Source organism: Nitrosopumilus oxyclinae (genome assembly GCF_013407165.1).
Lineage (GTDB): Archaea > Thermoproteota > Nitrososphaeria > Nitrososphaerales > Nitrosopumilaceae > Nitrosopumilus > Nitrosopumilus oxyclinae.
This window is the reverse complement of sequence record NZ_CP026994.1, coordinates 1,164,923-1,183,721: the sequence shown is the minus strand read 5'-3', so window position 1 is coordinate 1,183,721 and position 18,799 is coordinate 1,164,923. Positions and strand designations below refer to the sequence as shown.

22 protein-coding genes are annotated in these 18,799 nt (G+C 32.4%); 10 read left to right on the top strand and 12 right to left on the bottom strand.

Annotated elements, in window-relative coordinates; translation table 11 throughout:
- Positions 1-81 precede the first annotated feature (81 nt).
- The 3 genes from C5F49_RS07075 to C5F49_RS07065 are packed head-to-tail and all read right to left on the bottom strand — an operon-like array spanning position 82 to position 1,846.
- Entirely contained in the window at positions 82-258 is a 177-nt protein-coding gene (locus tag C5F49_RS07075) for a hypothetical protein (RefSeq protein WP_179362296.1), read from the bottom strand.
- On the bottom strand, positions 258-1,076 hold the full coding sequence (locus C5F49_RS07070) for a mechanosensitive ion channel family protein (protein ID WP_179362295.1): 819 nt from the start codon (positions 1,074-1,076) through the stop codon (positions 258-260). Before C5F49_RS07070 ends, C5F49_RS07075 begins: the two co-directional genes overlap by 1 nt.
- Complete coding sequence (locus C5F49_RS07065; RefSeq protein WP_179362294.1) at positions 1,076-1,846, bottom strand: DUF432 domain-containing protein; 771 nt, start codon at positions 1,844-1,846, stop codon at positions 1,076-1,078. The genes C5F49_RS07070 and C5F49_RS07065 overlap by 1 nt, the downstream gene beginning before the upstream one ends.
- Positions 1,847-1,958: 112 nt before the next feature.
- Here C5F49_RS07065 and C5F49_RS07060 point away from each other — a divergent pair, with 112 nt between their 5' ends.
- From C5F49_RS07060 to C5F49_RS07045, 4 genes are all read left to right on the top strand, one after another.
- The gene (locus C5F49_RS07060) at positions 1,959-3,155 is read left to right on the top strand and encodes a hypothetical protein (protein ID WP_179362293.1); all 1,197 of its coding nucleotides are present in this window, start codon (positions 1,959-1,961) and stop codon (positions 3,153-3,155) included.
- A 198-nt stretch (positions 3,156-3,353) separates the two neighbouring features.
- On the top strand, positions 3,354-3,560 hold the full coding sequence (locus C5F49_RS07055) for a hypothetical protein (protein ID WP_179362292.1): 207 nt from the start codon (positions 3,354-3,356) through the stop codon (positions 3,558-3,560).
- Positions 3,561-3,610: 50 nt separating this feature from the next.
- Entirely contained in the window at positions 3,611-4,066 is a 456-nt protein-coding gene (locus C5F49_RS07050; protein WP_179362291.1) for a 50S ribosomal protein L15e, read from the top strand.
- 1 nt (position 4,067) lies between these two features.
- On the top strand, positions 4,068-4,622 hold the full coding sequence (locus C5F49_RS07045) for a hypothetical protein (RefSeq protein WP_179362290.1): 555 nt from the start codon (positions 4,068-4,070) through the stop codon (positions 4,620-4,622).
- 116 nt (positions 4,623-4,738) lie between these two features.
- Here C5F49_RS07045 and C5F49_RS07040 read toward each other — a convergent pair whose 3' ends face one another.
- Positions 4,739-5,404: a peroxiredoxin family protein gene (locus C5F49_RS07040; protein ID WP_179362289.1), complete on the bottom strand. Its 666-nt coding sequence runs from the start codon at positions 5,402-5,404 to the stop codon at positions 4,739-4,741.
- Positions 5,405-5,484: 80 nt separating this feature from the next.
- Here C5F49_RS07040 and C5F49_RS07035 point away from each other — a divergent pair, with 80 nt between their 5' ends.
- Complete coding sequence (locus C5F49_RS07035) at positions 5,485-5,973, top strand: HEAT repeat domain-containing protein (RefSeq protein ID WP_179362288.1); 489 nt, start codon at positions 5,485-5,487, stop codon at positions 5,971-5,973.
- A gap of 1 nt (position 5,974) precedes the next feature.
- Positions 5,975-6,754 carry a Kazal-type serine protease inhibitor domain-containing protein gene (locus C5F49_RS07025; RefSeq protein WP_246275311.1) on the top strand — a complete coding sequence of 260 codons (780 nt, stop codon included), beginning with the start codon at positions 5,975-5,977 and terminating at the stop codon, positions 6,752-6,754.
- Here C5F49_RS07025 and C5F49_RS07020 read toward each other — a convergent pair.
- From C5F49_RS07020 to C5F49_RS07000, 5 genes are all read right to left on the bottom strand, one after another.
- A complete protein-coding gene (locus tag C5F49_RS07020; protein WP_179362287.1) occupies positions 6,751-8,820 on the bottom strand; it encodes an AAA family ATPase in 2,070 nt (689 codons plus the stop codon). The genes C5F49_RS07025 and C5F49_RS07020 overlap by 4 nt on opposite strands.
- Entirely contained in the window at positions 8,817-9,959 is a 1,143-nt protein-coding gene (locus C5F49_RS07015; protein WP_179362286.1) for a DNA repair exonuclease, read from the bottom strand. The genes C5F49_RS07020 and C5F49_RS07015 overlap by 4 nt, the downstream gene beginning before the upstream one ends.
- A complete protein-coding gene (locus C5F49_RS07010) occupies positions 9,959-11,491 on the bottom strand; it encodes an ATP-binding protein (protein WP_179362285.1) in 1,533 nt (510 codons plus the stop codon). Before C5F49_RS07010 ends, C5F49_RS07015 begins: the two co-directional genes overlap by 1 nt.
- A complete protein-coding gene (locus tag C5F49_RS07005; RefSeq protein WP_218841246.1) occupies positions 11,488-12,279 on the bottom strand; it encodes a DNA double-strand break repair nuclease NurA in 792 nt (263 codons plus the stop codon). The genes C5F49_RS07010 and C5F49_RS07005 overlap by 4 nt, the downstream gene beginning before the upstream one ends.
- Positions 12,280-12,397: 118 nt before the next feature.
- Positions 12,398-13,381 carry a hypothetical protein gene (locus C5F49_RS07000; RefSeq protein ID WP_179362283.1) on the bottom strand — a complete coding sequence of 328 codons (984 nt, stop codon included), beginning with the start codon at positions 13,379-13,381 and terminating at the stop codon, positions 12,398-12,400.
- A gap of 251 nt (positions 13,382-13,632) precedes the next feature.
- Between C5F49_RS07000 and C5F49_RS06995 the strand changes: the two genes are divergently transcribed.
- The 3 genes from C5F49_RS06995 (at position 13,633) to C5F49_RS06985 (ending at position 15,902) form a co-directional block, all read left to right on the top strand.
- Positions 13,633-14,451, top strand: a complete 819-nt coding sequence (locus C5F49_RS06995) for an aspartate dehydrogenase (protein WP_179362282.1) — start codon at positions 13,633-13,635, stop codon at positions 14,449-14,451.
- Between the two features lie 93 nt (positions 14,452-14,544).
- The gene (gene nadA, locus C5F49_RS06990) at positions 14,545-15,501 is read left to right on the top strand and encodes a quinolinate synthase NadA (protein ID WP_179362281.1); all 957 of its coding nucleotides are present in this window, start codon (positions 14,545-14,547) and stop codon (positions 15,499-15,501) included.
- 11 nt (positions 15,502-15,512) lie between these two features.
- A complete protein-coding gene (locus tag C5F49_RS06985; RefSeq protein WP_179362280.1) occupies positions 15,513-15,902 on the top strand; it encodes a tetratricopeptide repeat protein in 390 nt (129 codons plus the stop codon).
- On the opposite strand, the gene nadC is transcribed toward C5F49_RS06985, so the two are convergent.
- From nadC to C5F49_RS06970, 3 genes are read right to left on the bottom strand one after another with little or no spacing between them, the layout of a single operon-like run.
- Positions 15,899-16,717 carry a carboxylating nicotinate-nucleotide diphosphorylase gene (nadC, locus tag C5F49_RS06980; protein ID WP_218841245.1) on the bottom strand — a complete coding sequence of 273 codons (819 nt, stop codon included), beginning with the start codon at positions 16,715-16,717 and terminating at the stop codon, positions 15,899-15,901. The genes C5F49_RS06985 and nadC overlap by 4 nt on opposite strands.
- Before the next feature lie 32 nt (positions 16,718-16,749).
- A complete protein-coding gene (spt4, locus tag C5F49_RS06975; protein ID WP_014965554.1) occupies positions 16,750-16,938 on the bottom strand; it encodes a transcription elongation factor subunit Spt4 in 189 nt (62 codons plus the stop codon).
- Between the two features lies 1 nt (position 16,939).
- The gene (locus C5F49_RS06970) at positions 16,940-17,536 is read right to left on the bottom strand and encodes a DNA-directed RNA polymerase (protein WP_179362278.1); all 597 of its coding nucleotides are present in this window, start codon (positions 17,534-17,536) and stop codon (positions 16,940-16,942) included.
- 149 nt (positions 17,537-17,685) lie between these two features.
- Here C5F49_RS06970 and C5F49_RS06965 point away from each other — a divergent pair, with 149 nt between their 5' ends.
- On the top strand, positions 17,686-18,798 hold the full coding sequence (locus C5F49_RS06965) for an Mrp/NBP35 family ATP-binding protein (protein WP_179362277.1): 1,113 nt from the start codon (positions 17,686-17,688) through the stop codon (positions 18,796-18,798).
- Position 18,799: the final 1 nt, after the last annotated feature.

The following is an 18,799-nucleotide window of genomic DNA, read 5'->3' as shown; positions in this document are numbered from 1 at the left end:
TATTAAACTCATTCGTAATTTTAAAATTAAAAACAATACAAAATATTCAGAGTATTTTACAAAAGAAATTGTAATCTGATATTATCTATTTTTAATTTTATAATATCCGAATAATCCTCCGGCAATAGCACTTCCGATGACTATGCCGAGTCCTATTAGCCATTCTTGAGAAAACCATGCAGAATTTGTAATTAACATAATTCCAATTAGAATAGAAATTATTACAATCAATGAAATGATGATTATATTTTTTGACATTATTCGCTCTCTTTTCCATTCCACACAACTCTTTGTGGGAATGGAATTTCAATTTCTGCATCATCTAGAGCATTTTTGATAACTTTTAGTAAATTAGGCATTACTTCAAGCAAATCATCACGAGGATACCAGACACGAACCAATATGTTGACACTATTATCTGCCAACTCAGAAATTGAAAATTGTGGTGCTGGCTCCATCAATGAATATACTACATTGTTTTCAATTGCATTTTTAATTACACGAATTGCATTGTCAATATTTTCACCATACCCAATTCCCACTGTAACTTCACTTCGTCTTACTTCAGAAAGAATAAACGTTCGAAGATTTGAGGTGAACATTTTTTCATTAGGTATGCGTACCACTGTTCCATCAAACTGCTGAACTTTGGATGAAAATGTGTTAATGTCAATAAGCTTTCCTGTTACATTTACATCAACTACTTCAACAGTATCTCCTTGTTTTACAGGTTTTTCAATTAACAAGAATGCTCCTGAAATCATGTTTGATACTACAGATTGTGCTGCAAATCCAATCACAATTCCCATAAATCCAGCCCCTACAACTAGTCCACCAATATCAAACCCTTGACTTGCAGTAGCTGCTAAAAGAAAAATAATGATTATTCCATAATAGATTAGTTTGTTTAGTGTTTTTACAGTGTGTACTGGCATGGTTGGTGCGAATTTTTTATTAAAAATCATTCGGGCAATTCGTGCAACGATAACTCCAGCAGAGACAAGAATTCCTATGATAAGTAGACCCCATACTGATAATCCATCCATTAATTGCATGTCTAGAATTTCAAACATCATTAATCAAACCCCTTATCCATCATAAATGATGATTTTTCTTTTTTTACAGCATAGGATACAATATTCAAATTTTCTTCTTTAGTTGAATAGTCTTCACGATCAATTTCAATGATATCTTTACCAACATCTTGTTTTATCACACATTTAACATCATCAATATGTACTTCATGTGAATTATCACGATAGTAGATGACATGAGAAGTAATTGGAAATACAATCTTTCCTACAAATGCTCCTTGGCTTAGTTCATTAGATAATGTAACTTTCATTTTAGCAAAAACATATGGATTAGATTCATTGTTTTCCAAAAGTTTGACTTTGGAGTACATGCAAAGATTTCCTTTCTCAGGGGTTCCATACAATGCAAATCTAGAATGCATTGGCTCACAGGTAAAACAATCAAAGAGTTCTTTTGAATTATCACTTGAATTAATCACAAAAATACCAATTTCGATTGGAAACTGAATCAATACATTTACTGTTGAATTCTTTTCTACAAAGAGGGATTCTTCTAGTCTAAGAAAAATTAAATCATTTGTTTTTTTAGCTGGAAGATGAAGCGGTAAGACTGGACATAATTCAATTTTGGTATCTTTATTTGATTGCTGAATTGATTTTCGAATTTCTTGGCTTGTAGAGTTTTTTCTATAATATGATAGTCTTCCATCCAACTTGCGTGTAATGTGAATTTCTGTTTTAGGTAATACTAAATCTAGTTTATCTGAAACATCATACATTCCATAACCTGAAAAATTCTCTTCTTTACTCAAATCAAATACTCTGACTCTGATTAATTTTTACTGAATATAAAGGACGTACATTTTGATTTAGGTTTGGGACTTTCTAATGTTGTATAAATATGGTTGAATTAGAATATTTATGATGGAACACAAGCTAATTTTTGCATCAATTCCATTGTTTGTGTTAATCACTGTTTTTTCACTGACCATACAGGACAGCTTTGGAGAAACAAGGATAGAATGCAGGGGTTTGATGATCAGTGATGCGTCACTGACTCCAGTTGAAAGGGTTTACGCATTAAAAACATGTGATCAATCAGAAAATAAAATTTCTCAGTTTCAAAAATATTATTCAGAGGAATTACATAATGAATGTCCGAGAATATTAAAGGAAAAAACAAATCTTAACCATGTTTCAAGATTAAATGATCTTAAAGAATGCAATAAATTACAATTACCTGAGTCTTTATCAAAATCTCAAAAACTTACAAAATTTACTAAAAGGACAATTGACATTTGCGATGAAAAATATGGAGTATATCTATTTGTAGGTGCTAAAAATATGAGAAATCAGGCTGGAGGACTAGCTGAGCAATGTGTAGAATTGTATTTGGCCCCTATGTGGAATTCTACTGCATCTGATAGAAAAACTCAATTACATAATTTCATTTCTGAGAAAATAAAGCAAAGTGTTCAAGAAGATGAAGATTTAAGACAAAAAGGAATTGAAGAAGCACAGCTAAACGATCCTGTCTTCTTACATTTGAAATATTTATTCGTTGAACAAAAAGAAAAAATTGAATACATGGAAAATCAATTACGACAAAAAAGCATAATTCCAAATTATTCAAATCAGAATTTCTTTAATGAAAAATATGAAGATTGTATTGATCTTATTTATGATAAAACAATTTCAGGAAGAGAAAAAATTAACGCGTTGGATGAGTGTCCTACTGAAACTACAATTTCATTTGATGATAAAGAAATTTTAAGACACAGTAAACACCTAGCCCAATTATGTGAAAAAGCACATAATTCATTTCTTAATTTAAGCCTAGAGGACTATTACGCTTCTATGAGAAATCAACCTGCAAGTGAATGTGTTTTACTCTACAAAGATCCAATTTGGAAATACAATCAAGATGATAGGATGCAAGTAATTGAAAAATTTGTTTATGACAAAACTCTAAGTGACAATCAAAAGTATATTGAAAGAAAAAACTTTGTTACAGAAGCTCATCTGAATGCTGGAATGGTGCCTATTTTATCTGATTTATATCAATACCAGAAACAAAAAATTGAATTATTGGAAAATTTCCTAAAAACAGAAAAAAATTAAAAATATCTAGTGATTAAATTAAATCCTTTATGAGTTGGCACTAGCCAAAATACCGTTTTCTCTTTAAATAACGAAAACTAGAAAAAAATTCATGAAAAATATCTGTGAGAACTGTAAAAAAGAATTTGAAAATAGAGCAAGTGATTGTTGTTCAAAAGAATGCTTTAGTGAATATATGAGTAACATTGTGGTAACGGAATGACATTGAATCAAGCAATTACACAATTACAAATTTCTAATCAAGGAATTGAAGTAATTTTAGATAATCTAGATGGGCAATTAGCAGATATTCGTCGAGATCCTAGATTAGAATGCCTGGTTGATGATTTGGAGAATCTATTTCATTCATATCTTAAAACTTGGATGAAAAGTAACAATGAAGTTCTTGATATTTTGAAAAAATAGCATCAAGTCTTTGGAAATCAGTTATTAAAGGGAATTTTTCTATTCTCGATATGCCTAGTTATCAAGACCAGACGTGGATCAGACTATGGAAAGAAAATTCCCCTGAAATACGTGAACGTGTAATTGGATGGCGTAAACAAAATGCAGTCACTCGTATTGACAAGCCAAGTAGATTACAACGGGCTAGACGATTAGGTTACAAAGCAAAACAAGGTATCATTGTAGTTAGAATGAGAGTTGGTACTGGTGGTATGAGAAAACAAAGACCAACTGGTGGTAGAAGGCCAAAACATCTGGGTGTTACCAGAATCAAGGCAGATGATGATATGAAAACTGTTGCAAATAGAAGAGTTATTCAGAGATATCCAAACATGAAGTTTTTAGGATCTTATTTTGTCTATAAGGATGGAAAACATTATTGGTTTGAAGTAATTTTAGCAGATCCTGATCATCCTCGAATTGCACAGGATAAAGAAATAACCAAAAGAATCCCTAGAACTGCATAAATTGAAAATATTATTTGCGTTAACTGTTGCATTACTTTTTGTAATAACTCCTGTCTATGGTCAAGCATTATCTGATGCTACTGGTTTAGTTAATAGATTGGATATTCAAACAGGCGGTCATACGTTTGAAGTACAAACTATTTCTAATTTTCAAATTACTGATTTTGAATTTTATAAAGATGAGAAAAAATTAACTCTTTACATATCAAGTGGATTGGAGAATAATCTAAGTGAAGTAATTCTTCCTCAGAATCTTTTGGGAGGTAATCTAACATTTTATCTTAATGGACAAGAATATGTTCCTCAGGTAAAAACAAATCAAGAAATTTCTTTTATTACTTTAAATTTTACAGGGATTGGAGATAACACTTTAGATATTGTTGGAACTGAGTATCTTTCTGGTTTAACTGAAAAAACTACTGACATGCCTCCACCTGATTTAATGCCTTTAGAAGATGATGATGAGGGATTAATCTACATCACAATAATCCTTGCACTTTTGATTATTGGTGGAATAGTTGGTACAATTTTACTCGTAATTAAAAGAAGAAAATAAAAGATACTAGAATTTTATATTTTTGATACTAGGTATGGATAATGCAAAAATTGCCCTTGTATGTGGGTTTGTATTTGTTGTAGTATTGTCTGTTGCACTAGTTTTGATTAAATAACTTAATTTTCATTTATCAATTTCTGAATTATGGCATCAACGTGACCTGATTGTCCAAATGACACATCTCTGAGAATCCCTTTTCTGTCTACTATTATCATCGATGGTGTTCCTTGTAGGGAGAATTTTTCAAATGTCTCGGCTGAATATTCTTTAGATTTCATGTAACTTTTCACTCTTTCAATGATTTGATTTTTGTATTCATCTGGTTGTGAGTCAAAATCTGGAATTTGAGGATAGATAAACTCCATGATTTTTTCCTGATTAATTTCTCCAGAGGTTTTTGTGAGATTATCCATTGCCAATGGAAATGGAATTTTATATGAAAGCTTATTCCCATCTTTTAATTGGCCATATGATGAAAGTGCATCTTTTGTTTCTCCAATTACTTCACCTGTTTCAGCAAGCATTTTCAAATTATCTAATGTATTTTTATCAAAATCTTCAAAAGCAGTAGCTAAACCTAAAACTCGAACACCTTCGTCTTTGTATTTATTATAGATCTCAATTGCTTCAGGAATTGCATTCATGAAACATCCTGGGCAATTCACTTGGAAGACTTCTAGCAATACTATGTGATCTTTTTCTTGATCAAAATTTGTTGGAGCTCCTTGTACCCATTCAGAAACTCCGAAATTTGGTGCTTTTTCGCCAATTTTTATGCCCATTATCAATTATCTGACTTTTTCCATTAAATAGATATCTGAACTAGTAACCTAATATAGGACACAAAAAATTCCAAAACAAAATGCAGGTAATTACTGAAGATAGGATGGCACTTTTTGCAGAGATGGAATCAAAATATGAACAAAAAGATACTGAATATTTTATTTCTCTTTTAGAACATCCAGATTATGTTGTTAGAACAAGAGTTGCATGTATTTTAGTTGATTTTGGTGGAGAAGATAAAGTTCCACATATTGCTAAAGTTTTAAAAAATGATGAAAATGAATTAGTTCGACATGAGGCAGCTTTTGCTTTAGGTCAAATGTCCTATTCTAGTGCTATTCCACCATTAACTGATGCAACTCTTAATGATCCTAGTATGTTCGTACGTCATGAAGCTGCAATAGCTTTGGGTGTTGTCGGTTCTAAAGAAGCAAAAGAAGCTCTTCAAAAGGCTCTAAACGATCCAGAACATCCCGTCGTTGAATCTGCAGTTGTAGCATTATCTAATATTGAATTTATGGAAAAGTTAAGTAAGAACGAAAAGTTTGCAAAGTTGACAGGTGGATGAGATGAATTTTTCTTATGGAGTAATTGGTATTGTAGGTGTTCTTGCAGCAATAACTATTGGATTCATAGCCATGGATCCAACTGGAATTATTGAACCAAGAATAGTTGCTGAGGAAAAACCAGTTGCATGTACAATGCAATGGGATCCTATGTGTGGAGTAGATGGTGTAACTTATGGAAATATGTGTATGTTGAATGCTGCTGATAAAAAATTAGATTATTCAGGTGAATGTGTTACTGATTCTAAATCAAACATGAAACCATGTACAAAAGACTATAGGCCTGTATGTGGAGTTGATGGTAAAACTTATGGAAATATGTGTACTTTGGAATCTTCTGGAATTTCATTTGATTATGAGGGTGAGTGTATAGTGGTACAACCAAAAGTTGAACCAAAAGTTGAACCAAAAGTTGAACCAAAAGTTGAACCAAAAGTTGAACCAAAAGTTGAACCAAAAGTTGAACCAAAAGTTGAACCATTACCAATGACTGCTATTGTTTCAGTTCCTGCAGGATCTGCAGTTCCAGGATGTGATGATACAAATGAATGCTATTTGCCTTATGAGACTAATGTTGCAAAGGGTGCAACTGTTTCTTGGATTAATGATGATTCAGCAGCTCACACTGTAACAAGTGGATTGCCTGGAACTCCTGATGGTGTATTTGATAGTAGCTTGTTTATGGCAGGTGCTGTTTACGAATTCACTTTTGATGATGCTGGAACTTATGATTATTACTGTATGGTTCATCCTTGGATGACTGGAATAGTAAATGTAAACTAGAGTGCTGTAACTTTACTTCCTTGTTCACTTGATTCAAATCTGTAAATCTGTTCTACTGTTGAATCTTCAAAAATTTCTGCATCGTGAGTAATAATTAGGAATTGCATTCTAGTCTCTGAATTAGAAATATCTGATAATTGTGATAATACTCCGACTAGAGATTTTTTACGTTCAGCATCAAGGTGTGTTGTTGGCTCATCCAAAATCATCAAATTAAGATTTGATGCTCCGAGCAGACTTGACATGCCTAATCGTAATGCAAGTGCAACACTGACTTTTTCACCACCACTTAGGGATTCTAATTCTAAAACTTCGGTTTTTGAATAACATGCTATTGAAATGTCTCTTGTTTTTTCTGATAGCATAATTCTTTGAATTTTAGTATTTAGTAATGTCAGATATTCTGATGCTTTGGCAGAAATTGTGTTTAATGCCCAAGATCTTAAGCTTGTAGCAACAGGTCCATCCCTACTGAAGATATTTGTTTGAATATCATTAAGGTTTGAAACATATTCTTTTACGACCTTTAATTCTGTAATTGCTTTTTCAATTATGTTTATTTGCTCTTCCCCTTTAGAAATTTTCTCTGAAATCCCACCAATCTGTTGATCTATTTGAGATAAACTCATTTGTTTTTCATTAATTAAAATTTTTAGAGAATTAAATTCTTGTTGATCAAAGCCTACAGTTTCCTCTTCTAACTTTGAAATATTTTCATAAATCATTTTTGCATGAGAATCTATAGTTGATATTTCAAGTAAACTTCCATTAGTTGTTAAAGGAATTCTTTGTTTTTTAGCTTTGACCTCTTCTTGTATTTTCATTAATTCTTCTTTACTGTTAATTGAATGAGCTCTAAGTGTTGCTTCAGCATCTCTTGCAATTTGTAATTTTGTTGAAAACTCTTTCTTTTTTTGATTATACATGACTTTTTCTTTTTCTTTTGAAATAATTTGGCTTTCAATATCTGTAATTTCTTGACGAAGATGATTTTCTTGAAATAATGGATTTAATTTTTCTACATTTGAATCACAAACTGGACATTTGTTGTCTTTTAATTGAAGTTTTGATGCCAGTGATAATTTTTCTTTTAACGATATTGTCTGGTTTGTCATTTCTTGAATTTGTTTGAGTGTTTCATCGATGGCCTCCTCGACTTTTAGAATTTTAGATTCCAAGTCTGATTTTAGCACTGCATGCTCAAAACAACCCTCACAATCATGAATTTTACGCTCATTTTCGCTAATTTCGCGCTGGATCTCTTGAATTGCTTCTTTTGCATATGATGATAGCTCTTTTTTTCTCAATTCTAGTTGATTGATTTTATCTATTTTTGGTGCTTCTGTCTCTACTTTTGTTCTTAGATTATCTACTTCTTTTTTCAGTTGTTCTTGTTTTATTTCTAAATTCTTTTTTTCTGGTTTTGATTTTTTAATTTCTTTTTGATATCTTTCTAATTCTCGAAATAGAATCTCAATATGTGTATCATCATATCCTATGGAGTCTCGAATTTTCTCTCGAAATTCTTTGTTTACTGTCTTCATTACTTCTGATGCTACATCAAGCTTGTCAATTCCTATGATTGCATTTAATAATTCTTTGAACTCTTTTGGTTTGGCATTAATTATTGCATTTAATTCCCCCTGCTGAACAATTGAAGCAATTTTTAATTTTTCAAAATCTAAACCAATTACTTTTTCAACTTCTTGAGTCATTGATTCTCCAAATTGTTTTCTTTCCCCTGCTGCAATCTCCACGCGTTCACCATTCACCACTTCAGCAAATGTTGCAGCTAGAGCTCCCTTACTATCGATTTTTCTTACAGCTTCGAATTGTTTGTCATTGATGGAAAAACTAATTTTTGCAAATCCTTGATTTGATCCACGTTTTATCAATCCTTTGTTTGATTTTCTAGTATGCTGACCAAACAATGCAAATGTAATGGCATCTATGATACTTGATTTCCCAGCACCATTATCTCCAACAAACACTGTGACCCCATTTTCAAATTCTAGTTTTGTATTTGAGTGAGCTAAAAAATCTCCTAACTCTATTGATGTGATCAAGACTTGGTCTCCTTTTTGAATTTTTCAAAATTTTCAAAAACTAGTTGTGATGCTTCTTTAATTTCACCTGTTGCTAAAATTGGAAGTAGTTCTTTTATTGCAAATTTTGCTGATTGCTCAGAACCTAGTGCATCTACAGATAATCTGTACATTTCATCATCAATTACATTTGGTCTGTCTAGAAATATTGAGGAGTCTGAAATCTGTTTTGTACTAATTCTCCAAAAACACCTCAAAACCAATGAGTTTAGTCTGGCTATTTGTGCCTGAATATGGTCTGTTTCTATGTTTTCGCCTTGAATTTTCACTTCAACAATTGGCTTTTTTCCTTCAGTTACTATTTTTTCAGAGATTTCCCCTATCGTTTTTTCCAAATCCTGATATTCTGTTTTAAATGAAATTTGGGGTCTTGCATCTAGTTCAATCCAATTTGGAATTGCATCTTTTCCTGAGATGTCTACTTCAAAGAACCCTTTCTTCGTTTCTTTAATTCCCTCACTAGTTGTTAATTCTATGGACCCCGGGTAAACTACTGGTCCACTTAGATGGCTAAATTGTTTGACATCTTTATCATGAAGATGTCCCATTGCATAATACGTGAAGTTTTTTGGCAAGTCTGTTGATTGTATCTCTCCTGCAAACTTGTTGAATTCTGTGATGCCTTGATGTAAGATCAAAATTTTATGACCTGAATGATCTTTGACTTTGTTGTCTATTGCAGCAAATTTTTCTTCATATTGTAAAATTTCTGCTTTTCTTATTTTATCGAATCCTGCTAAAAGTATTCCTTTGTACTCTATGGGGATTCCTTGACCGATATATTTTGAAAATTCTAAATTATGGTAAACATATGGTATTGGTGTAGTTCTAATTCTACTAATGTCATGTTCTCCTAAAATAAAAAATGTATCAATGTTATTTTGTTTTAATCTTTTTAATCCATTTGCCATTTGTATAATTGCAGTTCCATTTGGATTTGGAACATGAAAAATATCTCCTGCAAAAATTACAAAATCAACATGATCTTTAATTGATGTATCTATTGCTTGATTAAATACATCATAGACATCTTGTGCACGTTCTTCTGAACCGTACTGAACTAATCCCAAATGCGTATCTGAAATGTGTGAAAATAACATTAGTCTAATAACAAATCTTTTTGTACCAACCCTTGAGTTGATTCCACTGCAACCTCATTCATTTTTTCTGCTTTTGCCCATGCATTAACTGCACTTTGATCTGCCCCCATTACCTTCTCTTTTACCTCTTCCACGTGAACCAATGATGGAAGATTAGTCCATTGTCCAACAAGAACTGCGTCTCCTACGTTTAGTGATGTTAATTGAGCAATTAATTCACGACTAGTTGACTCTGTTGCTGAGGCTATTTGTCGCTGGTCATCTTCTTGAATTATTTTCATTATTGCAAATGATCCCATCTGACTGAGAACGTTAAGATCCACACTTCTGGGTCGCTGAGAAACAACTCCTAACCCCAGCCCGAACTTTCGACCTTCTCTGGCAATTTTAGCAGCCCAATATTTTGCACTAGTGTCGTGGTCTTTTGGAATGAAGACATGCGCTTCTTCAATGATTACAAAAATTGGTGAATTAAATCTGAAATTTCTTTCTCTCTTAGTTTTTCTGTGTCTTGCAATACTTGCATCTTTTCTATCTTTGAGTAATTGCTGTAGATAAAATGCAACTGCTACATTTGCCTGTTTTTCAGATAGTTCTGAAATATTTAGAATATTTGTTCTACCTTCTTTGATGAAACTAATTGGGTCTCCCATATCTGGATCTAAAATATCTTCAAATCTTCTCTGAGCGTCTTCTATAATGTCTTGAACTCTATATGCTGATGTCCTAATTTCTTTTAATTTTTTATCTTCAGAATTTACAATAAATTCTACTTCATTCTCTAATTTACTCCAAAATTCTTTTGATTCTTTTACATGTTTTGTAAATGCCATTCTCAAAACACGTTGTTGAACATTAGCACCGTCTCTGATTTCTAATACTTCTGATAACTGATCAGCATCTAATAGTCTGGGATTAATCTTTGCATCAATTACATTAATTCGTGGAATGTTTAGACTTGTATAGTCATTGTGATAATCAAAAATTATTACAGTTCCTTTTAATTTTGAAATTTGTTTTGTAATTAATGATACTAGATTACTTTTACCCATACCTGTCATTGCAAGAATTCCTAAATGTCTTGACACAATTTTATCCAAATTCACTTTGGCATCAATTGATTTATTTCGTAAAAGATTTCCAATACTTACCCATCCTTCTTTTTCTGGACTGAAAATTTCTTTCAAGTCTTGTTCACTTGGCAAAGTAATTTCTGTGCCTGGAATTGGGGGAATTGCAGGTATGATTGATTGACCTTTTCTTAGATTTTTTAAAAATCCTAAAATTCCAATATGTGCAGTGAAAGTTTTGTCTCTTTTGTTTAATTCAGCAATTTCAGTACTTTCTGAAGCTTCATCAAAATTCCTTACATCTGTAAATGCTGCACTTGATACTGACGATCTTTCTACTAGTCCTAAGATTTCTCCTTCATCTGTACTAATTTTGATATATTCTCCTACTGATAACGCTCTTGATGTGATTGCTGTAACAATTGTAGGTTTTGATTCCCCAATTACAAAACCTAAACTCAACCCAGTACCTCCCGTGAACCTATTTCATTACTTAATCCTAACAAACTAACCATCTTTGCAAGTTCTTTATCAGATATTTTACAGTTATTATGTGCAAGCTTTAGAGCGTATGGATATCCTCCGACACTAGTTTTGTATAATTTATTCATAATTGATTTAACTTCATTTTCATCATGTTGATCTCCTAAGAATTCCAATTTAATTATTGGAGTGGAATCACTTAATCTTACAAATGTTGAAGAAATTATTTTATCTGCTCCATATTTTTTTTCTACAAAAATTTTACTAAATCCTGGACTATTTGTTACATGATTGTAATAGAAGATATCTCCTGCAAGCGAACCTAAATTTTCAAATTGTTTCTTTGTATTTGACGTCTTTGCTATGAAAATAACATTGTCTTTCTTTTTCATTATTCTTACAATTGATGCACCCAAGTTTGCTTGTCTGGTCATCAATTGTGAATGTAGAGAGCCATCCATCAATACCATGTCTACACTATCTACTGTTTTCTCACATGCCTCAATTTCCATTTTACTTGCAATACTTGAAATGTCATCTGCAGATCCTAATCCTGATTTATGCAAATCAACTAAAATTTCACCATCTGATTTTACAGAAACAGCAGTGGTTGCCCATAACTCGATTCCTTGAAATTTTGTATTGTTGAAACTAGAATCAATCCCTGCAGTTACTACCTCTTCTTTTGTAGGTGTGAATTCTATCCAATTATCACGTGCTTTTTGTAAAATCTGTTCAAATTTAGGCCCTTTTAGTATAGAGAGCATTTTGTCTCTGTTGATAATTGCGTCTTTGTATACAGTGTTAAGCACAACAATACTTTGTAGGTTTGAATAAAATCTTTAGGTTATGCTGAAAATTGACAAAGTTGATCCATCAAACCTCTTATCCTATTCTACCTTTGAGGATGATTTTTTCATTTGTATTTGATGGTGTGGATTTGTCAATGTATCTAATTTCATAATAATCTCCGATGTGGATTGTTTTCCCATCTAATTGACGTGGAATTTTAATTTTCACTTCAAAAATATTTGAATTGGGTCCTGTCTCTATGAGAAATGCTGAATTTGCATCAAAACTTGGATTTGATAAAGTTGTTCTAATTCCTCCCTCTCCTCTGAATTCAAATAAACTTAGTGGGATCTTGTCTTCATTTTTAGAATCTCTATTTGCATCTGGTTCGTAAATTCTTAATGTAAATTCATGTCCAATCCTAGAACCTCCGCCCAAAGTTTCAACTTTGGCAAATGTCGAAGTTAATGGGAATGATTTTACAAGCACTCTTTTATCTCCAGAATAATCTGATGCGTCCAAATATCTTATCAAAACAATATCGTTTTGACTTAATGGTTTCCCATTAATTGATTCAGGTAATTCTAATTTAATGTAAAATTGTCCTGTGTTAGGTCCTGTCTCAATCATATTTTCAGGTCCTTCAATTGAAACCCCGTTGATTGTAAATTCAAACAACCCATCAGTTGGAATGACTTCTACACCACTATGTGCAATATTCAAATCATGATCTGTAATGTAAAAATTAACAATAGACATTGATGATGCAGGAATTGTTTGGATTTCTCTGTCAGTTGCTTGGATTAATTTTTTTACTTCATTCAAATCTGTAAATTTTATTGGGGAAAATAATGTGCCTCTTTTTTCCATTTTTATTGCAGTTTCTGTTTTTACGCAAGCTGGAGATCCATTTGATCTAATAACTAATTCTAGTGCTTCAACACAAAGAATATTTTCTGGAGAAACACCTTTGTTCATTTGTTGTTTTGGTGTGTCTATTTCCGCATTTACTGGAAGGATAAATGATAAAGTCAAAAAAAGTATTATTCCAAATAATACTTTATTTTGAAAAATCATCTGTCTCAAAACCCTTATTTTATTTTAAATAGATTTAGTATGAATTCTATGTCTTTTTGTGCTCATTTCTCTAGTAAATTTCTAATTGTGGATTAGACAGGTCTTCGATTCCTATCCAACCCACGAAGAATAGTATTTCTAAAGGGATAAAAATCATTTGAGGTGGTTTAGAATCTCATTCTATTTGCAGGAAACTTCAACACACATCAATCCATTTAGACTAATTAAGAGATAGTTTCTATGATTAATCGATGAAACGAGTTGGTCTATTGGGATGCGGTGCTATGGGTACTCAAATTGCACTAGCAATTGATTCTGGAAAAATTCCTGCAACTCTTACACATGTTTATGATGACTCAAAAGAGAAATCTGCACTATTAGTTGAAAAATTAATAAACAAACCTGAAATTGTTGAAAATTCTCATTTACTATCCTCAAACCCTGTTGACATTGTTGTAGAAGCTGCATCGCAAGATGCTGTTAGAGATGCATCTTTGAGTGTATTACAAAACAAGAAGGATCTGATGATAATGAGTGTTGGCGCCTTACTAGATGAATCAATTTATGATATTTTATCTGATGCTTGCAAGGATTTCAAAAAAACAATCTATCTTCCTTCAGGAGCAATTGCAGGATTGGATGGAATTAAATCAATTAAAGATGAACTTGAATCTTTATCCATAACGACAACAAAACATCCTCGCTCATTAAAGGGTGCAAAGTTTTTTGAAACCTCTGACATCAATCTAGATGAAATTAATTCTTCAACTGTAATCTTTCAAGGAATGGCAAAAGAAGCAGTATCGTTATTTCCTGCAAACATCAATGTTGCAGCACTATTGTCTTTATCTGGAATTGGCAGTGAAAAAACTAAAGTGAAAATTATTGCAGATCCTAATACTGACAAGAATACTCATCATATTGAAGCTGAAGGGAAATTTGGGAAGATGACTTTTACTATAGAAAACTATCCTGATACAATTAATCCTAAAACCAGTAGATTGGCAATTCTATCTGCAATTGAAACTTTGAGAAAGTATTGCTCAGATGACATTCAGATTGGTACGTAATATGGCAATAATTGCCACATTTGCTAGCTTTTCAGAGAATTCTGGACTATTTCCCATTCTTTAAATCCCCTCAAATTCAATTTTTATTAGTTTATGCTCGTACAACAATCCTCTGAACTCAAAGAAGAGATTATGAGACTCAAAAAAGAAAAAGATGTGGTAATTCTAGCACATAATTATCAAATACCTGATGTCCAGGATGTTGCTGATTTCACTGGTGATTCATTGGGATTGTCTAGACAAGCTGCAACTGTTGATCAAAAAACAATTTTGTTTTGTGGTGTACATTTTATGGCAGAAACTGCAGCTATTATTAGTCCTGAAAAAAAGGTTTTAATTCCTGATTTAGAGGCTGGGTGTTCATTATCAGATTCTATTACTGTAGATGAATTAAGAAATTGGAAAAATCAACATCCTGATGCAATTGCAGTTGGATATGTTAACACTACTGCTGAAATTAAAGCAGAATTAGATTATTGTTGTACTTCAGCTAATGCTGTAAATGTTGTAAAATCAATTCCAGAAGATAAAGATATTTTATTTTTGCCTGATATGTTTCTGGGATCTTATGTTGCTAAAATGACTGGCAGAAAAAATATGCACATTTGGGCCGGTGAATGTCATGTTCATGCAGGTATCACCCCTGAAGATGTCACTAAAAAATTAGAATCTATGCAAGATGCAGAATTTCTTATCCATCCTGAATGCGGTTGTACAACTCCTATGATGTATGATGTTGCAGATGGAAGTTATGATGACAAAAAAGTCTCGATTCTTTCTACTGAAGGAATGCTCAAACATGCAAACAAATCCAAATCAAAGAATTTTGTGGTTGCTACAGAAACTGGAATTTTATACAAAATGAAACAACAAAATCCTGGTAAGACATTCATTCCTGCATCTGAAAAAGCAGAATGTCAATATATGAAAATGATTACTCTTGAAAAGGTGTATGACGCACTGATAAATGAAAAAAATATTGTCACCGTTCCTAAAGAAATTGCAGATAAGGCCCGTTTAGCAATTGATAGAATGCTTGCAATTAGCTAAATCCTTCTACTATGACTGGATTATTTTCTCGTGAACCCAAAGATCCCCAAAAGAAAAAAAACGTTCAAAAATTAAAGGAACTTAAAAAACTAGTAAAAGAAAAAAAATATGCTGAGGCTTTAAAATCAGGCACAGATTATTTACATAGAGTACCAAATAATCACGATGTTTTGTTTACTGTTGGTGGAATTTACTATTTACAAAATAAACACAAAACTGCAATCTCTTATTTTGAAAAGGCTCTTGAAATTGGAACTTATGATGTTGATGTTTTGTTGTTAAAGGCATATTCTCATCAAAAATTAGGAGAAGATAAACGAGCTATACAATGCTGTGAAAAAATCAAGGAAATTGATCCTAAGAATAAATCCGTATCTAATTTGTTAGAAGAATTAAACTAAATCTCTAAACTCATGTCAATCCCTTTGACAGAATTTGTGATACTTCCTACTGAGATTATATCGACTTCAGTTTGACCATACTTTGAAATATTTTTGGAGGTTATACCGCCTGATGCTTCAAGTAATACATTGTTTCTTAATTTCTGATTTTTCAAAGTTTGAATTGTTTTTTTAATTTGGGCTGGGGTAAAGTTATCTAGCATAATTATGGTTGCTCCTTCTTTTGCCGCTAATACTGCATCATCTGTATTTTCAACCTCAACTTCAAATTTTTTGTATTTTTCCTTTGTTTTTTTAATCAAAGATAGCAATGAATCACCTATTGCAATGTGATTGTCTTTAATCATAACCATTTCATCAAGCGAAAGTCTGTGTTTTTTACCTCCTCCTATTTCCACTGCTTCTTTATCAAAATATCTTAGGCCAGGGGCTGTTTTTCTTGTTGCATACAATTTTGTTTTCTTTGGGATTTTTTTTACTAGTGCATTTGTTTGAGTTGCAATTCCACTCATTCTTGTTAAGAGGTTTAATGCAGTTCTCTCACAAGTTAGTATGTTTCCTGCATTACCAGTAATGATCATTATAGTTTGATTTGGCTTTATTTTAGAACCATCTTTTTTCAAAATTTTTGAGTCACATCCTTTTAATTTGAAAATCTCTTTTGCATATGATGCTCCTGCAACAATTGCATTCTCTCTAGAAATTATTTTAACAGAAATTTTTTTCTTTGGTAGTAAATTACTTGTGATGTCTCCCTTACCAATATCTTCAGCAAGAAATTGTAATAATTGCTTTTTTGGATTAAATGTCAATATATTGATGAAATGTTAATCTGATTTTAAAGATTTTATGTTACTTTAATTGCGTATTTGCCTTTTGTAGTAATTCCTAATGTTTTAGAAATTTCTGAATTTGTTGGATCAACTACTAGTACAACTCCATTCCAATCTGGTGTCAAGTCTGATGATTTACAATTTGGACATACTTTTAGAGTTGTTACATGTTTACATTTGCGGCATGCCATTTCTCGTGCCATTCTAACTTGCCTCTACTTTTTCTTCCTTTGCTGGCTCTTCTTTGCCACCGCTGGCTTTTTTAATTTCTTCAACAATCCAATCATCTGCACCCAGGAATGGTTGTCTACATGTAATTCCAATCTTACCCATTGCAGCAGCTTTTCCTAATGATACTGCAGTAATTCTTGCACGAAGTGTAGAACCAACTTTGAGTGTTCTACCACTTTGGTTTGCTAATATCATTCCAGATTTTACATCACTCTTAAGATAGTCATCCATCACTTGTGACAAGTGAAGTAATGCATCAGTTGGACCAATTCTTACAAATGCTCCAAAGTCTGTAATGTCTACAATTTCACCTTGAACAATTTCTTGTAATTTTGGATAAAATGTTAATGCTTCAAATTCTACTTTATGAAATGTTCCACCGTCACCGGCAATCATTTTCCCCATCTCATCTACTTTGGCATCTAAAATCATAATGATATATCCTAAATCTGCATTAATCATACTCTCGTATTTTTCTTTGAGAATGTTTACTGCTGCCTTTTTGAGTGTCGTTCCAAACAAGCTTGGAGGAATCCTGACAACATCAACTAGGGTAGATATAGAAAACAAATGTACAGTTTTTCTCGAATTTCAATTTATGAATGTTTAGGTGATTTCAGGCTTGAATTCTCAAAGATTTTTGATATTTTTCAAATAAATGGCAATTTCTTTTGGACTCTAACTTATGTTTAAATAATGTAGGATGACTTTTTGACGCAATGGTTGGAATCGATCAAGTTCTTGAAAAACTCAGCACTGTGATTGATCCTGATTTGAAAAAAGATATCGTATCAATGGGTATGATTAAAGATTTAGAACTTAATGATGGAAATCTAAAGTTTACTTTAGAATTAACAACTCCTGCATGTCCGTTTAATGTCGAAATCGAAGATGATGTTCGAAAGGCAATTGCAGATATTTCTGATTTGAAAAATTTTGATTTGAAAGTAACTGCCAAAGTAATGGAGGGGCGTTCCCTTGATGATGATACTGGAATGGCAACTGTCAAAAATATTATTGGTGTTGCAAGTGGAAAAGGTGGAGTAGGAAAATCAACAGTCTCTTTGAATTTAGCATTAGCATTATCTCAATCTGGAGCAAAAGTTGGTCTATTGGATGCTGACATCTATGGTCCTAGTATTCCTTTGATGCTTGGAATGAAAGATGGATTTATGGAAGTTGAAGATAACAAACTTCAACCTGCCGACTCTAATGGATTAAAAGTTGTATCCTTTGGTTTCTTTGCTGATCAATCAAACCAAGCAGCAATTTATCGTGGCCCCATTATTTCTGGAATATTAAAACAATTTTTAGTTGACACTAATTGGTCTGAATTAGATTATCTTATTGTAGATCTTCCTCCTGGTACTGGTGATATACCACTAACTCTTGCACAGACAATTCCTATCACTGGTATCCTTGTAGTTACAACTCCTCAAGATGTTGCAAGTGATGTAGCAGTCAAAGCAGTTTCAATGTTTGAAAAACTAAATGTTCCAATCATTGGAGTTGTTGAAAATATGTCTCATTTTATTTGCCCAAACTGTGATGATAAACATTACATCTTTGGTGAAGGTGGTGCAAAGAAAATCAGTGAAAAATTTAACATTCCATTCTTAGGTGAAATTCCGTTAAACTCTGGAATTATGGCTGGCTCTGATTTAGGAAAACCAATTATGATTACAAATCCTGATTCTCCAAGTTCAGTGGCTTTTAGAAAAAGTGCAAAAAATATTGCAGCACAATGCAGTATTATTGCAGCAAAATTACAAGAAGAGATGGCTTCTGAAAGTACTAGTGAAGAATCTGCACCTGAACCAAGCGCTAGTTAGA

Coding starts and splice junctions, on each gene's coding strand:
- C5F49_RS07070 (WP_179362295.1), bottom strand. CDS start 1,076: ATGATGTTTGAAATTCTAGACATGCAATTAATGGATGGATTATCAGTA.
- C5F49_RS07050 (WP_179362291.1), top strand. CDS start 3,611: ATGCCTAGTTATCAAGACCAGACGTGGATCAGACTATGGAAAGAAAAT.
- C5F49_RS07060 (WP_179362293.1), top strand. CDS start 1,959: ATGGAACACAAGCTAATTTTTGCATCAATTCCATTGTTTGTGTTAATC.
- C5F49_RS06985 (WP_179362280.1), top strand. CDS start 15,513: ATGACTGGATTATTTTCTCGTGAACCCAAAGATCCCCAAAAGAAAAAA.
- C5F49_RS07005 (WP_218841246.1), bottom strand. CDS start 12,279: ATGCTCTCTATACTAAAAGGGCCTAAATTTGAACAGATTTTACAAAAA.
- C5F49_RS07055 (WP_179362292.1), top strand. CDS start 3,354: ATGACATTGAATCAAGCAATTACACAATTACAAATTTCTAATCAAGGA.
- C5F49_RS07040 (WP_179362289.1), bottom strand. CDS start 5,404: ATGGGCATAAAAATTGGCGAAAAAGCACCAAATTTCGGAGTTTCTGAA.
- C5F49_RS07015 (WP_179362286.1), bottom strand. CDS start 9,959: ATGTTATTTTCACACATTTCAGATACGCATTTGGGATTAGTTCAGTAC.
- C5F49_RS07025 (WP_246275311.1), top strand. CDS start 5,975: ATGAATTTTTCTTATGGAGTAATTGGTATTGTAGGTGTTCTTGCAGCA.
- spt4 (WP_014965554.1), bottom strand. CDS start 16,938: ATGGCACGAGAAATGGCATGCCGCAAATGTAAACATGTAACAACTCTA.
- C5F49_RS06965 (WP_179362277.1), top strand. CDS start 17,686: ATGGTTGGAATCGATCAAGTTCTTGAAAAACTCAGCACTGTGATTGAT.
- C5F49_RS06995 (WP_179362282.1), top strand. CDS start 13,633: ATGAAACGAGTTGGTCTATTGGGATGCGGTGCTATGGGTACTCAAATT.
- C5F49_RS07075 (WP_179362296.1), bottom strand. CDS start 258: ATGTCAAAAAATATAATCATCATTTCATTGATTGTAATAATTTCTATT.
- nadA (WP_179362281.1), top strand. CDS start 14,545: ATGCTCGTACAACAATCCTCTGAACTCAAAGAAGAGATTATGAGACTC.
- C5F49_RS07035 (WP_179362288.1), top strand. CDS start 5,485: ATGCAGGTAATTACTGAAGATAGGATGGCACTTTTTGCAGAGATGGAA.
- C5F49_RS07000 (WP_179362283.1), bottom strand. CDS start 13,381: ATGATTTTTCAAAATAAAGTATTATTTGGAATAATACTTTTTTTGACT.